Below are 16,515 nucleotides of genomic sequence, written 5' to 3'. Positions count from 1 at the left end.
TCTCAACGATTGATGTCTTAGCTACCGTGACTCTCCTACAACTTTTACACTGGAAACGACGCTTTTTAAGACGTAATAGTGTAGGTGTTCCAGCTTGTTCAAGGAGAGGAATTTTAGAAGGCTTTTGGAAGTCATATTTGATCATCTTTCCTTGGCAGTGAGGACATGGTGGTGCAGGATAATCGAGTGTTGCTTGAACCTCAATGTAGGTATCTTTTTCAAAAACAAGAGAAATAATGATGTGTGGGTCTTTAATTCCGATTAATTCTGTGGTATTCTTAATAAGTCTCATAAGTTCTTCCTAATGATGGTTTGGTTGCTTTTCATTATAGTTCTTATGGGACTTTTTGTCTGCATTCAAAAAGCTCTATAATCTCTATGGTGGTTTTACCCACTACAGAAATTATAGAGCCACAGGATATTAATATCTTAGCGCATACTTTTTAGTAGTTCACTTCAATTTTATTGAGTAGTAAGATTTTTTACGGATGAAATATGAAAATTAGCTCTGCTATATCGGTTGACTTGAATAGGAAAAGGTTTTCAGCTTGGAGACCAAGTCACTTTTTTACTTGAAAGTAGTTTTTTTAATGTTATCTAAGCTTTGGAAGTTTAAAGTTTTTTTGGATTTTCTTTCAATTTTATAGTGACATTTATGTCGCTATTTTATTTTGCTGACTTCATTTATAATGGATTTGTAATTTAATTAGATTACATTATTTTATTTTTATTGGAGGTTTTATGCAGCAAGAAGTTTTTGTTCACGCATATGAGGTTGTACGACCGATTGTCCTTAAAGCTTTTCGCCAATACTTTATTCAACTTTGGGACCAAGCAGATATGGAGCAAGAAGCTATGATGACTCTTTATCAACTTTTAAACAAATTTCCCGAATTAGAAGGTGATGATGATAAGCTACGTCGTTATTTTAAAACGAAGTTTAGAAATAGACTGAATGACGAAGTTAGACGACAGGAGTCAGTTAAGCGTCAAATCAATAGGCAGTGTTATGTAGAAATTTCAGATATCGCTTTTTGTCTTCCAGATAAGGGATTAGATACAGTAGACCGAATCGTTTATGATCAGCAAATTAAGGCTTTTCGTAATCAGCTTTCTGCTGAAGATTCTGCTAAGTTAGATCGATTGTTGGCTGGTGAATGTTTTAGGGGAAGAAAGAAGATGATTAGAGAGTTAAGATTTTGGATGGTTGATTTTGATCCTTACAATGAGGAGGATTAATTTTCGATTTTATAACGTTTTTTATCTTGTTCTATGATATCTATTCACTTTTAGTAATGATCAAAGTTTGAGATGATTGCTTTTAACCCCTAGCTTATAACGATAAATACTATCTTAATAAGCTGATTTCATAACTAAATACCCCCTATGTTAGATAGAATAAAATCTAACATAGGGGGTGCAGTGCATTCATTTTTGGGTGTTTTTTCAGTTGATGATTATTGTGATGAGTAATTGAATCTTAATTATTTTACAACTATGGAATTTCCGGAAAATTTTGGAAGTTCAACCTTTTCTTTTATCAGAGCTTCTTGGTAAAGTTTTAGGAAGTCTGAGTAGATATGGGTCTGTTGTCCATTTTGTGTAAAAATGTCAACTCGAAAAACTAATTGGCCTGACGGTGTTGTGATTAATCCAATAACATTTGGAGTTCCACAGATTTCGGGATATTTTTCAATGTTATCTTGATTAACTTGTTCTATGATACTCATAACTTTATTGATATCAGTCGATATATAAACTGGGATGTCAATTTGTGCTCTCATGTCTCCTCGAGATTTGTTGGATACGATTGTAATATTTCGATTGGGTATGAAATGGAGCGTTCCATCAAATCCTCGAATTTGTGTTGTTCGGATACCAACAGTTGAAATCCGACCCGTAACAGTTCCTACTTCTACTGAATCTCCCACTTCAAATTGGTTTTCTAATAAGATGAAAAATCCGTTAACAACATCTGATAAAAAGCCTTGTGCGCCTAAACCAAGTGCAACTCCAGCAAGTCCTGCTCCTGCAAGGAGGCTAGATACAGGGACACCAAGGATACTGAGGAGCCAGTAAACAAGGAAAAAGTAAAGCACGTAGTTCATACTATTGTGTAGCAGGCGCTCAATTGTTTTTTGTCGGGCAGGGGTTTGAATAGTCCAGGATAGAGATCGTCCCACAGTATGTTTAAAAAGGAAGTCAATGATTTTTTTACTGAGAAGGAATATAGTGAGGAGAATAAGGAGTTTGATTCCTTTGGTAATAAGTACCATTAAGATTTCTTCGAAATTAAATTGTTGGATATACTTTTGTAAAATATTCATAGCACTAGTTTATCAAAATTTGAGAAAAGAAGCAGTTTGTAACGATGTTCTTGTGATTAAATTGGAGAAAAAAACTTTTAAAAGGCTTTGAAATATGGTAAACTAAACTGTATCTATAAAATTTTAAGGAGAATGACTACATGTCTGTATCATTTGAAAACACAGCCACTAACCGTGGTGTGGTGACATTTACTATCGGTCAAGATAAAATTCAACCAGCTTTGGATCAAGCGTTTAACAAGGTTAAAAAGAATTTGAACGCACCAGGTTTCCGTAAAGGACACATGCCTCGTGCCGTATTTAACCAAAAATTTGGTGAAGAAGCTCTTTATGATGATGCTTTGAATGCAATTCTTCCAGCGGCTTATGAAGCAGCGATTACTGAACTTGGTCTTGATGTTGTTGCACAACCAAAAATTGATGTCAAATCAATTGAAAAAGGTCAAGATTGGACACTTACTGCAGAAGTTGTTACAAAACCAGAAGTAAAACTTGGTGCATATAAAGATCTTGAGGTTTCAGTTGAAGTTTCTAAAGAAGTTACTGATGAAGATGTTGATGCTAAGCTTGAAAACGAACGTAAAAACTTGGCTGAATTGGTCGTTAAAGAAGGTGCAGCTGAAAATGGCGACACTGTTGTTATCGACTTTGTTGGTTCAGTAGATGGCGTTGAATTTGATGGTGGTAAAGGTGAAAATCACTCTCTTGAACTTGGTTCAGGTCAATTTATCCCAGGTTTCGAAGACCAATTGGTTGGTTCAAAAGCTGGTGATGAAGTAGAAGTTAAAGTAACTTTCCCAGAAGACTATCAAGCTACTGATCTTGCGGGTAAAGATGCTGTATTTGTTACTAAAGTTAACGAAGTTAAAGCTAAAGAAGTTCCTGCTCTTGATGATGAGTTGGCTAAAGACCTTGATGACGAAGTTGAAACTCTTGATGAGTTGAAAGCTAAATATCGTAAAGAACTTGAAGCAGCTAAAGAAATCGCATTTGACGATGCTGTTGAAGGTGCTGCACTTGATTTGGCTGTTGAAAATGCTGAAATCGTCGAATTGCCAGCTGAAATGGTTGAAGACGAAGTTCACCGTGCTATGAACGAATTCATGGGTAACATGCAACGTCAAGGTATTTCTCCTGAAATGTACTTCCAAATTACTGGTACAACTCAAGAAGATCTTCACAAGCAATATGAAGCTGATGCTGACAAACGTGTGAAAACTAACCTTGTTATTGAAGCTGTTGCTGCTGCTGAAGGATTCGATGCTACTGAAGAAGAAATTCAAAAAGAAATTAACGATCTTGCAGCTGAATACAACATGGAAGTATCACAAGTTTCTTCACTTCTTTCACCTGAGATGCTTAAACATGATATTACGATGAAAAAAGCTGTTGAACTTATCACAAGCTCAGCAAAAGTTAAATAATAGAACTAAAATCAAGTTTCTGTTGAGACTTGATTTTTTCTTCTATAAATGCTTTGACTATTGACTCTTTTTAGCGTAAAATAGAGGGTAGCGAAAAATTGATTGCCGAGCTATTTTTGTTTCGACATTAGCTTGAGTAAGAATGAAGGAGAACCACTTTGGAACTAGACGTATTTGCTGGACAAGAAAAAAGTGAATTATCAATGATTGAAGTGGCCCGTGCTATCTTAGAAACACGTGGTCGTGATAATGAAATGTATTTCAATGATTTGGTCAATGAAATTCAAAATTACTTAGAAAAATCGGATGCTGATATCCGTAAAGCTTTGCCATTCTTTTATTCAGATTTGAATACGGATGGGAGCTTCATTCCTCTAGGAGATAACAAATGGGGCTTACGTTCATGGTACGCTATTGATGAAATTGATGAAGAAGTCATCACATTGGAAGATACTGATGAAAATGCGCCAAAACGTAAGAATAAAAAAGTTAATGCCTTCATGGATGGTGATGAAGATGCCATTGACTACAATGACGATGACCCAGAAGATGAAAACTTTACACCTAATTCTGATAGTCTTGAATACGATGATGATAACGATGATGATGAGAAAGCCGAAGTGGAATCTTATGACTCTGAGTTGAATGAAATTATTCCAGATGATGATTTAGATGATGTTGAGCTGTCTGAAGAAGATGACGATGATGACTATGAAGATGAGTCAAATGATTAATTTTTCATTGACAAATAGTCTTGGATAGTTTAGACTATGTATCGGGCACCTCTTTTGAAGAGGTCATGATCAAGACTCCCAGAGTAAAACTCTAGGGGGTCATTTTTGTTTTTTGTCATTTACTGGTTTTGTTGATATTGAGTTACTAAATAGTACTCATGTTGGACACTGGTAAAGGACTATCTCGATTATCGAATACGGTAATCAATCTGCTATTTTTATGGTTTTACATTATATTAAAGGAGTTAACATGACAAAATATATTTTCGTCACTGGTGGTGTAGTATCTTCAATTGGTAAAGGGATTGTAGCTGCGAGTCTTGGACGTTTGCTTAAGAATCGTGGACTTAAGGTTACCATTCAAAAATTTGACCCTTATATCAATATTGACCCAGGAACGATGAGTCCTTACCAACATGGTGAAGTTTATGTCACTGATGATGGTGCTGAAACTGACCTTGACCTTGGTCACTACGAACGTTTTATCGACATTAACCTTAATAAATACTCTAATGTGACTACTGGTAAGATTTATAGTGAAGTTTTACGTAAAGAACGTAAAGGAGAGTATCTTGGTGCGACTGTTCAGGTGATTCCGCATATTACAGATGCTTTGAAAGACAAGATTAAGCGTGCGGCGACAACGACTGATTCTGATGTTATTATCACTGAAGTTGGTGGTACGGTTGGTGATATTGAAAGTCTTCCATTCCTTGAAGCTCTTCGTCAAATGAAGGCTGATGTGGGTTCTGATAATGTTATGTATATCCACACAACACTTCTTCCTTATTTGAAAGCTGCTGGTGAAATGAAGACAAAACCAACGCAACACTCTGTTAAGGAATTGCGTGGTTTGGGTATTCAACCAAATATGTTGGTTATCCGTACAGAACAACCCGTTGGTCAAGGAATCAAAAATAAGTTGGCTCAGTTCTGTGATGTTGCACCTGAGGCTGTTATTGAATCGTTAGATGTGGAACATATTTATCAAGTACCACTTAATATGCAGGCTCAAGGTATGGATCAAATTGTTTGTGATCATTTGAAACTGGATGCTCCAGCTGCAGATATGACAGAATGGTCTGCTATGGTTGATAAGGTGCTTAATCTTAAGAAGACAACGAAAATTGCTCTTGTTGGTAAGTATGTAGAGCTTCACGATGCTTACTTGTCAGTGGTTGAGGCACTTAAACACTCAGGCTTGGCAAATGATACTGCTATTGATATTGACTGGGTTAATGCGAATGACTTGACTGCGGAAAATGTTGCTTCTCGTTTGGCTGATGCTGATGGTATCATCGTTCCTGGTGGTTTTGGCCAACGTGGTACTGAGGGCAAAATTCAAGCTATTCGTTATGCTCGTGAGAACGATGTACCGATGTTGGGTATCTGTCTTGGTATGCAATTGACATGTATTGAGTTTGCTCGTCACGTTCTTCACTTGGATGGGGCTAACTCGGCTGAACTTGACCCAGAAACTAAATACCCAATTATTGATATTATGCGTGATCAAATTGATATTGAAGATATGGGTGGAACTCTTCGACTTGGTCTTTACCCATGTAAGTTGAAACCAGGTTCTAAGGCTGCTGCAGCTTATGGCAATCAAGAAGTTGTTCAACGTCGTCACCGTCACCGTTATGAATTTAATACTAAATTCCGTGAACAGTTTGAGGCTGAAGGCTTTGTATTCTCAGGTGTGTCACCAGATAATCGTTTGATGGAAGTTGTAGAACTCCCAGACAAGAAATTCTATGTGGCAGCGCAATACCACCCAGAATATCATAGCCGTCCAAACCATGCTGAAGAACTTTACAGTGCCTTTGTGACAGCAGCGGTTGAAAATGCTAAATAACGAACTAGAACAGAGTGGGACAGCCTACTCTGTTTTTTATTGGCTCCTTTTATGCTAAAATAAGGGGGATACTAAGAAAGAACGAGGAAAACAAATGGCTAAGTTTGGCTTTTTGTCAGTATTAGAAGAAGAATTAGATAAGCATTTGGATTATGATTTTGCGATAGACTGGGATAAAAAGAATCACGCTGTAGAAGTAACCTTCATCCTAGAAGCGCAAAACAGTGGTAATGTGGAGACTATTGATGACAAGGGTGAAGTGTCTGATGAGGATGTTATTTTTGAAGACTACGTGCTCTTTTACAATCCAGCAAAATCACGTTTTGATGAGGAGGACTACCTAGTAACAATTCCATATGAGCCTAAGAAAGGTCTATCTCGTGAGTTTTTAGCTTATTTTGCAGAAACCTTGAATGAGGTGGCAACAGAAGGGTTGAGTGACTTGATGGATTTCCTATCTGATGATGGACCTGAGGAATTCGGTTTGGTTTGGGACAAAGACGCTTTCGAAAAAGGGAAAGCTGGCTTGGAAGAGGGAGAATTTTATCCATATCCGAGATATTAGGAGGGAAAGCTCAGATTTATGGATTGCTTAGGAGTACTAACTGGTTGTAAAATGTTATTTTTTTGCGATGATAAGAATTTAACCATCTTTCGGAATGACAAGGAAGCTTTGTATGACTTAGGTTAGGATTCTATCTTAAAATAGTTTTTGAAATTTACATGTATATTGTTTAGAATTCCTTTAAATTATTTTATGTGTTGATCATTAATAACGGGGGAGTGGATACTTGTTTTTAGCAGGTCTCTTTCTTTGTTAATATAGTTAGAATAACTCTTACAGTTTCACATAAATGATTGAAAATGAGATACGGTTAACATTATATTTTGATTTTGAAAAATATGGTATAATTCTAGTACTGAAATCTAAGTTGAACATATATTGCTACTTTACATATGTTTTTCGATTCGAATAAAATACATTTCAATGAATAGATAAACAAGGAACACATGAAAAGAATTTATTATCAGAAAGATAAGAAAAAAGTTGTAGCTATAGATATAAAAAAGATAGCTACGTATTCTATATTTGCAAAAGACTATGAGAGTGCACACAAAAAATTACTTAAGAAGCATGTAACCTTGTCACAGGAGATGGACAAGCGTTTAGGAAAAATTTTCTCAGTAAAAGAAACTAAACCAAAGGCAACCCAATTAAATGACTTTCTTGGGCAATTATATGTATGTTTAGTAAAATTTTTAAAGACAAATAGGGTAAAAATACTTGGAATATTTGCAATTATGGGGATGGTCAATTATTTCACTTTAAGTTGGTTGAAGGCTAACATTTCTTATCTATCTCATATAGAAATTAATCACGCCTCTCTGACTGATAATTTTATGAATTTACCATTGATGATTACAATCTTTTGTATTCTATTTCTTTTGTTTCTTATTCCAAAGAAAAAAAAGAATGTTATATTAATGTTCATTATACTAGTTGCTGATTTGACATTCTTTTGGAAAGACAAAGATTCATTTATTAATTTGGATAATAGTAGCTCCTATATTCTGAAGATAGGGCAGAGTGTATTAGAGAATACTTGTTTTTTGGTCCTTCTATTGGTCACAGTTTTTGTAGTATCACTTATAGTATATGATACTTTTGAGACAATTTATAAATGGTTAGTTGGAACAAATAAAAGTATTGAAGCTCCCAAACTATCACTTATATGGGCAATCGTTGCTTTTCTCTTAGGATTACTTTTAAAATAGAAATGATGGTGAATTTATGAACTACTTTAAAGATTATGTGGAAAATCCAGTGAAATTAGGAATGATATGTATAATTGAGATTGTCATGTCTTGGTGGATAAATAAATTTAAGCATAGCCCAGAAATTATTAGTATAAAGCAACAAAGACTAGGAGCGCTTCGTGAAGCGTTTAAAATTGTGCAAGTAGATGGGTATTATTTTCATTTATTTTTAGGATTATTTTGGGCAATATCCCTTTTATTTCTTATTTTTTGGGGGATTAAAGAACGAAAATATATAGCCTCTTTGATTTATATTGTATTCTTAATTATTTTTTGGGGTATATTTTGGGATCCAATTGTCACTACTTTTTTAACTATTTTAATTGCAGGCAGTTTAATCGTGTTATCTATGGATTCATAAGTAGTCGATTTAATTGCACTTAAAACATACTTACATGATATGTTAAATATGTGATTTATAAATGTGTAAAATATCAATGTTAAAGTTAGTCATAATTGATTAGATATTCTGATAGGCTAAAGAAAAATTTAAAAAATGTTATGTCATTTATTTTTACAAAGTATGACTTTGAAAATGAGGGAAGTACGTTTAAGAATAAGTCTTTGAAGAGAAGGAATTTTTTGCTTATCCAAGGTATTAAAGGGAGCGAAAAGGGATGTATGCTTATTTAAAAGATCAGTTCGATTTTACAGGTGTTAAGGCTGCCTTACTCGTAGAGCAAAGTATTTTGGTTATTCTCAGAGATAATAAACCAGCTATTCCTTGGCCCAATATGTGGGAATTGACTGGTGGTGGAAGAGAAGGCCTGGAAACGCCTCTTGAGTGTCTTCGACGTGAAGTCTGGGAGGAACTTGGATTGGTTCTGAAAGAGGAATCAATTATCTGGTCGAGAATCTATCCTAGTATGTTGGATAAAGACAGGTCAGCTGTTTTTGTGGTTGCTCAAATCAGTCAGGGGCAGTATCAGGAGATTTATTTTGGAGATGAAGGCCAAGAATTTAAATTGATGCCTATAGAGGACTTTATAAAAGCAGAAGGAATCATTCCACAGTTGCAAGAACGATTTAAAGATTATTTATCAGAAAAGGAAGAAAATAATATATGGACAAATGGCAAGAACTAACGATTGAGGTTAATCGTGAGGTCGAAGAGGCAGCTTCTAATATTTTAATTGAGTCTGGGAGCCAAGGTGTGGCTATTGATGATAGTGCAGATTATTTGGAAAATGCGGACCGTTTTGGGGAACTTTATCCTGAGGTTGAGCAGGTTGAGACGGTTAAAATTACAGCTTATTATCCGGAATCAGCAGATATCGAGGCCATTACCAAGCAAGTTAATGAGCGTTTGGCTGAGTTAACGGATTTTGGTCTTGAAACGGGAGATATTCACTTGGCTACTCAAGAGTTGGTTGAAGAGGATTGGGCTGAGAATTGGAAAAAATACTATGAACCAGCTCGCATTACCCATGACCTGACAATCGTGCCGTCATGGACAGACTATGAGGCATTAGTAGGCGAAAAAATCATCAAACTAGATCCTGGCATGGCCTTTGGAACAGGAACACACCCAACGACTAAGATGAGTCTTTTTGCACTTGAACAGGTGCTCCGTGGTGGTGAGACGGTGATTGATGTGGGAACTGGATCGGGTGTCCTCTCGATTGCTAGCTCTCTTCTTGGTGCTAAGGAGATCTACGCCTATGACCTTGACGACGTAGCGGTTCGAGTGGCACAGGAAAATATCGACATGAATCCTGGTATGGAAAATATCCATGTTGCTGCGGGAGATCTTTTAAAGGGCGTGACGCAAGAAGCTGATGTTATCGTGGCTAATATTTTGGCGGATATTCTCATCCACCTGACGGAAGATGCCTACCGTTTGGTTAAGGATGAAGGTTACTTGATTATGTCAGGAATTATCTCTGAAAAATGGGATATGGTACGTGAATCGGCCGAGAAAGCTGGTTTCTTCCTAGAAACTCACATGGTTCAGGGAGAGTGGAATGCCTGTGTCTTCAAGAAGACAGATGATATTTCAGGTGTGATTGGAGGCTAAATGCAACAGTATTTTATAAAGGGGCAGGTTGAAAATCCAGTAATCATCAAAGACAAGGATGCTGTGAAGCATATGTTTAACGTTATGCGTTTAACAGAGGATGATCAGGTTGTCTTAGTTTTTGAAGACGGTATCAAGCATCTTGCACGTGTGACTGACCGTGAGAATCATGTCTTTGAAGTGATTGAAGACTTAGCTGATAATGTTGAGATGCCTGTTTCAGTGACCATTGCCTCTGGTTTTCCAAAGGGAGATAAGCTAGAGCTGGTGACACAAAAGGCAACGGAGCTTGGAGCACAGGCTATCTGGGCTTTCCCTGCGGACTGGTCTGTGGTTAAGTGGGATGGTAAGAAGCTTGCCAAGAAGGAAGATAAGCTTGCCAAGATTGCTCTAGGAGCTGCAGAACAATCCAAACGTAATCGTGTTCCTGAGGTCAGGTTGTTCGAGAAAAAGGGGGAATTTCTATCAGAATTAGCTAATTTTGATAAGATTTTTATCGCCTATGAGGAAACCGCTAAAGCTGGCGAGTTGGCTACTCTAGCTCGTGAATTGGCTCAGGTGGAACATGGACAGAAGCTCCTCTTTATCTTTGGACCAGAAGGTGGTATTTCTCCGTCTGAGATTGACGCCTTTGAAGATGCTGGTGGCGTTAAGATTGGCCTTGGACCACGTATTATGCGGACGGAAACAGCTCCTCTCTATACTTTGAGCAGTGTGAGTTACGCTTTAGAATTGAATCAATAAGAGAAAGTTGGCCTTGTTCCAACTTTTTTTGTATTTGACACTTTTAAGCTGAGACATACTCCCGGCTGTTCATTTTGACATAGACTTTGTAATTTCTAAAAAGGTTGATAATCTTATTTAGGTTTAATATAATTGTATTATCTTTATAAAAGGGGAAGATTTTTAATGAAAACGAATCGTTATGTGACTCAATCCGCTGTGGTTTTGGGCCTTTTTGCCCTCTTGACTGTGCCACAAGTCCTAGGGCATGCTGATGAAGCAAATACATCAGTAGCAACTACTTCAACTGAAAGTGTGACAGATAGCGGGACTTCTGTTGTATCAGGACAAGGAACTTCGGAGACAGCTGTTCAAGGAGGAGCAGAGACTGTATCTGCTACCCCAACACCAGTAGCGGCAAATGCGTCTGCAGAGCCATCATCTAATACTTCAACGTCCCAAGCAAATCAAGAAGCCAGTGCTGTTTTGACCAATGCTAACCAGGTGACACCAGCAGTACCAGTACAGGCCGAACCTGTTACAGAGCCTGCTCATGAGGGGCAAACCGTTGATATGCAGATTTTGTCAACAACAGACCTTCATACCAACTTGGTTAACTATGATTATTATCAAGATAAGCCGTCTCAAACAGTTGGTCTGTCTAAAACTGCTGTTCTTATCAAAAAAGCCCGTGAAACCAATCCCAATACGGTCTTGGTGGACAGTGGGGATACGATTCAGGGAACTCCTTTTGGAACTTATAAGGCTTTGATTGATCCTGTTGCCCAAGGTGAGACTCACCCTATGTATAAGGCCTTTGAGATGCTTGGGTATGATGCCGAAACGCTTGGAAATCACGAGTTTAACTATGGCCTCGAATTTTTGAACCGTATGGTTAAGACTGCTAAGATTAATATTATCAATGCAAATGTGCGTGATGCTAAGACAGGTGACTACTATTACAATCCTTATAAGATTGTTAACAAGACCTTTACTGATATGGACGGCAAACAGGTAACACTAAAAATCGGTATTACGGGTGTCCTTCCAACACAGATTTTGGTTTGGGATAAGGCCAATCTTGAAGGTAAGGTAACCGTTGATGATCCAATGGAGGCTGTTAAGACAATTGTTCCTCAAATGAAAGCTGCAGGAGCTGACTATATTCTGGTCGCAGCTCACTCTGGTATTGGTGACAATGAATACACTAAGAACGAGGAAAATGAAGGTTACCAAATTGCTGGTATTGAAGGCGTTGATGCTGTTGCGACAGGGCATTCTCATGCAGATTTTCCAAATGGAGATGGCACAAGTTTTTATGCTAAATATCCTGGTGTAGATGATGTTAATGGTCTCATCAATGGAAAACCTGTGGTTATGGCTGGTAAGTTCGGAGATCATCTCGGAATCATGGATGTCAAGTTGACTTATACGAATGGTAAATGGAAAGTTGTCAACAGTAAGGCCAAGCTTGAAAAGATTGACACTAAGTCAGATGTTGCGGACAAGGACTTAATTGACATGGCTGCTCATGACCATAATGGGACAATCAACTATGTCCGTAAGGAAGTTGGTGAGACCACTGCACCAATCACTAGCTACTTTGCTCAGGTTCAGGATGATCCATCTATTCAGATCGTTAATAATGCACAACTATGGTATGTTAAGAAACAAGTAGCCGGAACAGCAGATGAGAATCTTCCACTCCTTTCAGCTGCAGCACCTTTCAAGGCAGGAACTCGTGGTGATGCGACCTACTATACTGATATTCCAGCGGGGCCATTGGCCATTAAGAATGTCGCAGACCTCTACCTCTACGATAATGTTACAGCCCTACTCAAAGTGACTGGAGCACAAATCAAAGAATGGTTGGAAATGTCTGCGGGACAGTTCAATCAAATTGATCCTAACAGCAAAGAACCACAACAACTTATTAACAGTAGTTATCGCTCATATAATTACGATGTGATTGATGGGTTGACTTACAAGTTTGATTTGACACAACCTAACAAATATGATCGTGAAGGTAAGTTGGTTAACCCAGACGCTAGTCGTGTTCGTGACTTGGCTTATCAAGGTAAACCCATTGATTTGAATCAGACTTTCCTTGTGGTGACTAATAACTACCGTGCGACTGGTAATTTCCCTGGTGTTAAGGATGCTGCAGAAAAACGTCTCCTCAATCTTGAAAATCGTCAGGCCATCATTGACTATATCGTCAGCGAGAAAACGATCAATCCAAGTGCCGATGGAAATTGGAGTTTCGTTCCTAATATTACCAATGCAGACATCCGTTTTGCCTCTTCTGACAATGCGCGTGCTCATCTTGCTGGTCAGGATGCCATTAGTTATGTAGGACCATCAACACAGGCAGGATTTGCAGAGTACCGTTTGGTTGTTAAGGAAAAGGCAAATCAAGTTGAGGATACGACTAAGAAAGAATCTGAGAAGTCACCAAAAGATGTTGAGATGGCAGACCACACTAAGCATGTAAAACCAAATGCTACTGCAGTTGCTAGCATGGCTAAACCTGCTTCAGCTATCCAGTTATCAAACGCTCAAGTCGTTATCTTACCTCAAGCTCAAGTGCAAGAAACTCAACCTTCAAGCTCAGCCAAGAGCTTGCCAAACACGAATTCAGACGAATCTGTGTCAGCAACTTTAGCTGGAATGGTTCTTTTGACCTTGGCTGGATTCTTTGGAATCAAAAAGCAAGAGAAAAATTAAGCAAGATAAAAAGCCCCTATCAGGGCTTTTTGGCTTTAGTTTGATAGTTGTTTAAAGTTCTTTTGTGCTTCTAGGATAATGGGTGCCAGACGTTCGATATCAGACTGTGTACCACGAAGCTCGAAGTCCCCTAACATAGGGAAACCAAAACGTTTACTATATTGCTTAGCAGTTAGGCAGTATTGATTGTTGAAGTTGCGGTTACCAGAACCGATGATACCAAAGCAACGTTTGTAGTTATCATGGGCTGCGATAAAGTCTCCCAGTGGATTAGTTAGGATTTCGACATCTCCATTGTCGATGCCATTGCCTCCTTCAAGGTAGGTTGGCAATAGAGCAACAAAGGGTTCGTCCACTTGGAAGGTTTCATGATTGAGTTCTTTAATATTGATTTGGCGACAGGCAATTCCGTGTTTTAGGGATAAATAATCAGACATCCGTTTGACAAAGCTTTGGGTATTGCCACTAAGACTAATATACACGAGGGTAAGTTGAGACATAAGTGTCCTCTTTCTATCTATATCTTGTGTTTGCTCAATCATTCTAACACAAGATATTGTGTTTTTCAAGTTGCCTCCTTCTGACTAAGAATTGCCTATCTAGCTCTTTTTCTTTACTTGTAAAAGTGATAAAATAAAGGATAATTAAAAAGTAGCGAAGGAAGAAATCATGGCTAAAGATAAAAATATAACAGGCGAAGAAATTTTAGACATTTGCTCGGCTTACATGTCAGCAGATGATTTAAAATTAGTGGAAAAAGCCTGGCATTATGCGACGGAGGCTCATAATGGGCAATTTCGTCAGTCAGGAGAACCTTATATTATCCACCCTATTCAAGTGGCAGGTATCTTGGCAGATCTCCACCTTGATGCAGTGACAGTGGCCTGTGGTTTCTTGCATGATGTCGTTGAAGACACCGAAAAGACGCTAGATGATTTGGAAGCAGATTTTGGCCTTGATGTACGAAATATCGTAGATGGTGTTACCAAGCTTGGTAAGGTCGAGTACAAGTCACACGAAGAGCAACTAGCTGAAAATCACCGTAAGATGCTTATGGCCATGTCTAAGGATATTCGTGTTATCTTGGTTAAATTAGCAGACCGTTTGCATAATATGCGTACCCTTAAGCATCTTCGTAAGGACAAGCAAGAGCGTATTTCTCGTGAAACAATGGAAATCTATGCTCCCTTGGCTCACCGTTTGGGTATCAGTCGTATCAAATGGGAACTGGAAGATATGGCCTTCCGTTACCTTAACGAGGTGGAATTCTACAAAATTTCCCATATGATGAAGGAAAAACGCCGTGAACGTGAGGAACTTGTGGATGATATTGTCGCTAAAATCAAGACCTATACTTCTGAACAGGGACTTGTCGGAGACATTTATGGCCGCCCCAAACACATCTACTCAATTTATCGTAAGATGCGTGATAAGAAGAAGCGCTTCGATCAAATTTATGATTTGATTGCCATTCGCTGTGTCATGGAGACGCACAGTGATGTTTATGCCATGTTGGGCTACATCCACGAGCTTTGGCGCCCCATGCCTGGTCGCTTCAAAGACTATATTGCCAATCCTAAATCCAACGGTTACCAGTCTATCCATACAACGGTTTATGGGCCAAAAGGGCCTATTGAAATTCAAATCCGTACTAAGGAAATGCACCAAGTTGCCGAATACGGGGTTGCAGCTCACTGGGCTTACAAGAAAGGTATCAAGGGCAAGGTAGATTCGAAAGAGTCTGCATTGGGAATGAACTGGATTAAAGATCTCGTGGAACTCCAAGATGCTTCAAATGGCGATGCTATGGGATTTGTGGACTCTGTTAAAGAGGATATCTTCTCAGAACGTATCTACGTCTTTACACCAAATGGAGCTGTTCAGGAATTGCCTAAAGATTCGGGGCCTATTGACTTTGCCTATGCCATCCATACCCAAGTCGGTGAAAAGGCTACAGGTGCTAAAGTCAATGGTCGTATGGTTCCTTTGACTGCTAAGCTCAAGACAGGTGACGTGGTTGAGATTGTCACCAATGCTAATTCTTTTGGTCCTAGCCGTGACTGGATTAAGATGGTTAAGACCACCAAGGCCAGAAATAAGATTCGTCAATTCTTTAAAAATCAAGACAAAGAAGCTTCTATCACCAAGGGGCGTGAGCTTTTGGTTGGCTACTTCCAAGAGCAGGGCTACATTGCCAATAAATATCTGGACAAGAAGCATATAGAGGAAATTCTTCCTCGTATGAGCGTACGCAGTGAGGAGGCTCTCTATGCGGCCGTTGGTTTTGGTGAAATCAGTGCTGCTGCTGTCTTCAATCGTTTGACGGAAAAAGAACGTCGTGAAGAAGAGCGTGCTAAGGCTAAGGCTGAAGCTGAAGAGCTAATGAAGGGTGGCGAAGTCAAGACTGAGAAGAAAGAGGTTCTTAAGGTCAAGAGTGAAAATGGGGTTATCATCCAAGGTGCCTCAGGTCTCCTCATGCGTATTGCCAAGTGCTGTAACCCAGTGCCTGGAGACGAAATTGAAGGTTACATCACTAAAGGACGTGGTATCGCCATTCACCGTTCAGACTGCCATAATATCAAGAGTCAGGAAGGTTATGAACAACGGTTAATCGAAGTAGAGTGGGATGAGCGTAATGCTAATAAATCTTATTTGGCTGAGATTGACATCTATGGTCTTAACCGTTCAGGTCTGTTGAATGATGTTCTTCAAATCTTGTCAAATACGACTAAGAGTATTGCGACGGTCAATGCGCAACCAACTAAGGACATGAAGTTTGCCAATATTCATGTTAGTTTTGAAATTGCCAACCTCATTGAATTGACTGGTCTTGTGGATAAAATTAAAATTATTCCAGATGTTTACAGTGTTAAACGTACCAATGGTTAAG

Annotated in this window: 15 protein-coding genes; 12 read left to right on the top strand and 3 right to left on the bottom strand. The window is 38.5% G+C overall.

The features are described from left to right. The coding region (locus tag PCY14_RS02225; protein WP_301363106.1) for a transposase family protein at nucleotides 1-292 on the bottom strand (292 nt) is incomplete at its 3' end. Nucleotides 293-741: 449 nt separating this feature from the next. Here PCY14_RS02225 and PCY14_RS02220 point away from each other — a divergent pair. Continuing rightward, complete coding sequence (locus PCY14_RS02220) at nucleotides 742-1,239, top strand: sigma factor (RefSeq protein WP_008535683.1); 498 nt, start codon at nucleotides 742-744, stop codon at nucleotides 1,237-1,239. Between the two features lie 245 nt (nucleotides 1,240-1,484). Here PCY14_RS02220 and PCY14_RS02215 read toward each other — a convergent pair whose 3' ends face one another. Next, a complete protein-coding gene (locus tag PCY14_RS02215) occupies nucleotides 1,485-2,327 on the bottom strand; it encodes a mechanosensitive ion channel family protein (RefSeq protein ID WP_021151354.1) in 843 nt (280 codons plus the stop codon). 140 nt (nucleotides 2,328-2,467) lie between these two features. On the opposite strand from PCY14_RS02215, the gene tig reads away from it, so the two are divergent. From tig to PCY14_RS02165, 10 genes are all read left to right on the top strand, one after another. Then, complete coding sequence (tig, locus tag PCY14_RS02210) at nucleotides 2,468-3,751, top strand: trigger factor (RefSeq protein ID WP_008535685.1); 1,284 nt, start codon at nucleotides 2,468-2,470, stop codon at nucleotides 3,749-3,751. Nucleotides 3,752-3,909: 158 nt separating this feature from the next. Beyond that, entirely contained in the window at nucleotides 3,910-4,485 is a 576-nt protein-coding gene (gene rpoE / locus PCY14_RS02205; protein ID WP_008535687.1) for a DNA-directed RNA polymerase subunit delta, read from the top strand. 250 nt (nucleotides 4,486-4,735) lie between these two features. Beyond that, the gene (locus tag PCY14_RS02200; protein ID WP_021144902.1) at nucleotides 4,736-6,340 is read left to right on the top strand and encodes a CTP synthase; all 1,605 of its coding nucleotides are present in this window, start codon (nucleotides 4,736-4,738) and stop codon (nucleotides 6,338-6,340) included. Between the two features lie 94 nt (nucleotides 6,341-6,434). Next, nucleotides 6,435-6,905 (top strand): DUF3013 family protein, encoded by a 471-nt coding sequence (locus tag PCY14_RS02195; RefSeq protein ID WP_021144903.1) that lies wholly within the window; start codon nucleotides 6,435-6,437, stop codon nucleotides 6,903-6,905. 446 nt (nucleotides 6,906-7,351) lie between these two features. After that, a complete protein-coding gene (locus PCY14_RS02190) occupies nucleotides 7,352-8,116 on the top strand; it encodes a hypothetical protein (protein ID WP_293937198.1) in 765 nt (254 codons plus the stop codon). A gap of 16 nt (nucleotides 8,117-8,132) precedes the next feature. Continuing rightward, the gene (locus tag PCY14_RS02185) at nucleotides 8,133-8,519 is read left to right on the top strand and encodes a hypothetical protein (RefSeq protein WP_042766874.1); all 387 of its coding nucleotides are present in this window, start codon (nucleotides 8,133-8,135) and stop codon (nucleotides 8,517-8,519) included. Between the two features lie 256 nt (nucleotides 8,520-8,775). Next, nucleotides 8,776-9,243 carry an NUDIX hydrolase gene (locus PCY14_RS02180; protein ID WP_301363103.1) on the top strand — a complete coding sequence of 156 codons (468 nt, stop codon included), beginning with the start codon at nucleotides 8,776-8,778 and terminating at the stop codon, nucleotides 9,241-9,243. Beyond that, nucleotides 9,222-10,175: a 50S ribosomal protein L11 methyltransferase gene (prmA, locus tag PCY14_RS02175; protein ID WP_021144905.1), complete on the top strand. Its 954-nt coding sequence runs from the start codon at nucleotides 9,222-9,224 to the stop codon at nucleotides 10,173-10,175. The genes PCY14_RS02180 and prmA overlap by 22 nt, the downstream gene beginning before the upstream one ends. Continuing rightward, a complete protein-coding gene (locus PCY14_RS02170; RefSeq protein WP_293930895.1) occupies nucleotides 10,176-10,919 on the top strand; it encodes a 16S rRNA (uracil(1498)-N(3))-methyltransferase in 744 nt (247 codons plus the stop codon). Between the two features lie 165 nt (nucleotides 10,920-11,084). Next, nucleotides 11,085-13,625: a bifunctional 2',3'-cyclic-nucleotide 2'-phosphodiesterase/3'-nucleotidase gene (locus tag PCY14_RS02165; protein ID WP_021144908.1), complete on the top strand. Its 2,541-nt coding sequence runs from the start codon at nucleotides 11,085-11,087 to the stop codon at nucleotides 13,623-13,625. A 35-nt stretch (nucleotides 13,626-13,660) separates the two neighbouring features. Here the strand turns inward: PCY14_RS02165 and nrdI are convergent, their stop codons facing one another. After that, on the bottom strand, nucleotides 13,661-14,125 hold the full coding sequence (nrdI, locus tag PCY14_RS02160; protein WP_021144909.1) for a class Ib ribonucleoside-diphosphate reductase assembly flavoprotein NrdI: 465 nt from the start codon (nucleotides 14,123-14,125) through the stop codon (nucleotides 13,661-13,663). A 169-nt stretch (nucleotides 14,126-14,294) separates the two neighbouring features. On the opposite strand from nrdI, the gene PCY14_RS02155 reads away from it, so the two are divergent. Continuing rightward, entirely contained in the window at nucleotides 14,295-16,514 is a 2,220-nt protein-coding gene (locus PCY14_RS02155; RefSeq protein WP_008535695.1) for a bifunctional (p)ppGpp synthetase/guanosine-3',5'-bis(diphosphate) 3'-pyrophosphohydrolase, read from the top strand. Nucleotide 16,515 lies beyond the last annotated feature (1 nt).

The organism is Streptococcus sp. SV2 (assembly GCF_030440175.1).
Taxonomy (GTDB): Bacteria; Bacillota; Bacilli; order Lactobacillales; family Streptococcaceae; genus Streptococcus; species Streptococcus raffinosi.
This window is presented reverse-complemented; position numbering and strand designations above follow the sequence as displayed.

Coding starts and splice junctions, on each gene's coding strand:
- PCY14_RS02215 (WP_021151354.1), bottom strand. CDS start 2,327: ATGAATATTTTACAAAAGTATATCCAACAATTTAATTTCGAAGAAATC.
- PCY14_RS02195 (WP_021144903.1), top strand. CDS start 6,435: ATGGCTAAGTTTGGCTTTTTGTCAGTATTAGAAGAAGAATTAGATAAG.
- PCY14_RS02185 (WP_042766874.1), top strand. CDS start 8,133: ATGAACTACTTTAAAGATTATGTGGAAAATCCAGTGAAATTAGGAATG.
- PCY14_RS02220 (WP_008535683.1), top strand. CDS start 742: ATGCAGCAAGAAGTTTTTGTTCACGCATATGAGGTTGTACGACCGATT.
- PCY14_RS02180 (WP_301363103.1), top strand. CDS start 8,776: ATGTATGCTTATTTAAAAGATCAGTTCGATTTTACAGGTGTTAAGGCT.
- PCY14_RS02165 (WP_021144908.1), top strand. CDS start 11,085: ATGAAAACGAATCGTTATGTGACTCAATCCGCTGTGGTTTTGGGCCTT.
- tig (WP_008535685.1), top strand. CDS start 2,468: ATGTCTGTATCATTTGAAAACACAGCCACTAACCGTGGTGTGGTGACA.
- prmA (WP_021144905.1), top strand. CDS start 9,222: ATGGACAAATGGCAAGAACTAACGATTGAGGTTAATCGTGAGGTCGAA.
- PCY14_RS02200 (WP_021144902.1), top strand. CDS start 4,736: ATGACAAAATATATTTTCGTCACTGGTGGTGTAGTATCTTCAATTGGT.
- PCY14_RS02170 (WP_293930895.1), top strand. CDS start 10,176: ATGCAACAGTATTTTATAAAGGGGCAGGTTGAAAATCCAGTAATCATC.
- PCY14_RS02155 (WP_008535695.1), top strand. CDS start 14,295: ATGGCTAAAGATAAAAATATAACAGGCGAAGAAATTTTAGACATTTGC.
- PCY14_RS02190 (WP_293937198.1), top strand. CDS start 7,352: ATGAAAAGAATTTATTATCAGAAAGATAAGAAAAAAGTTGTAGCTATA.
- nrdI (WP_021144909.1), bottom strand. CDS start 14,125: ATGTCTCAACTTACCCTCGTGTATATTAGTCTTAGTGGCAATACCCAA.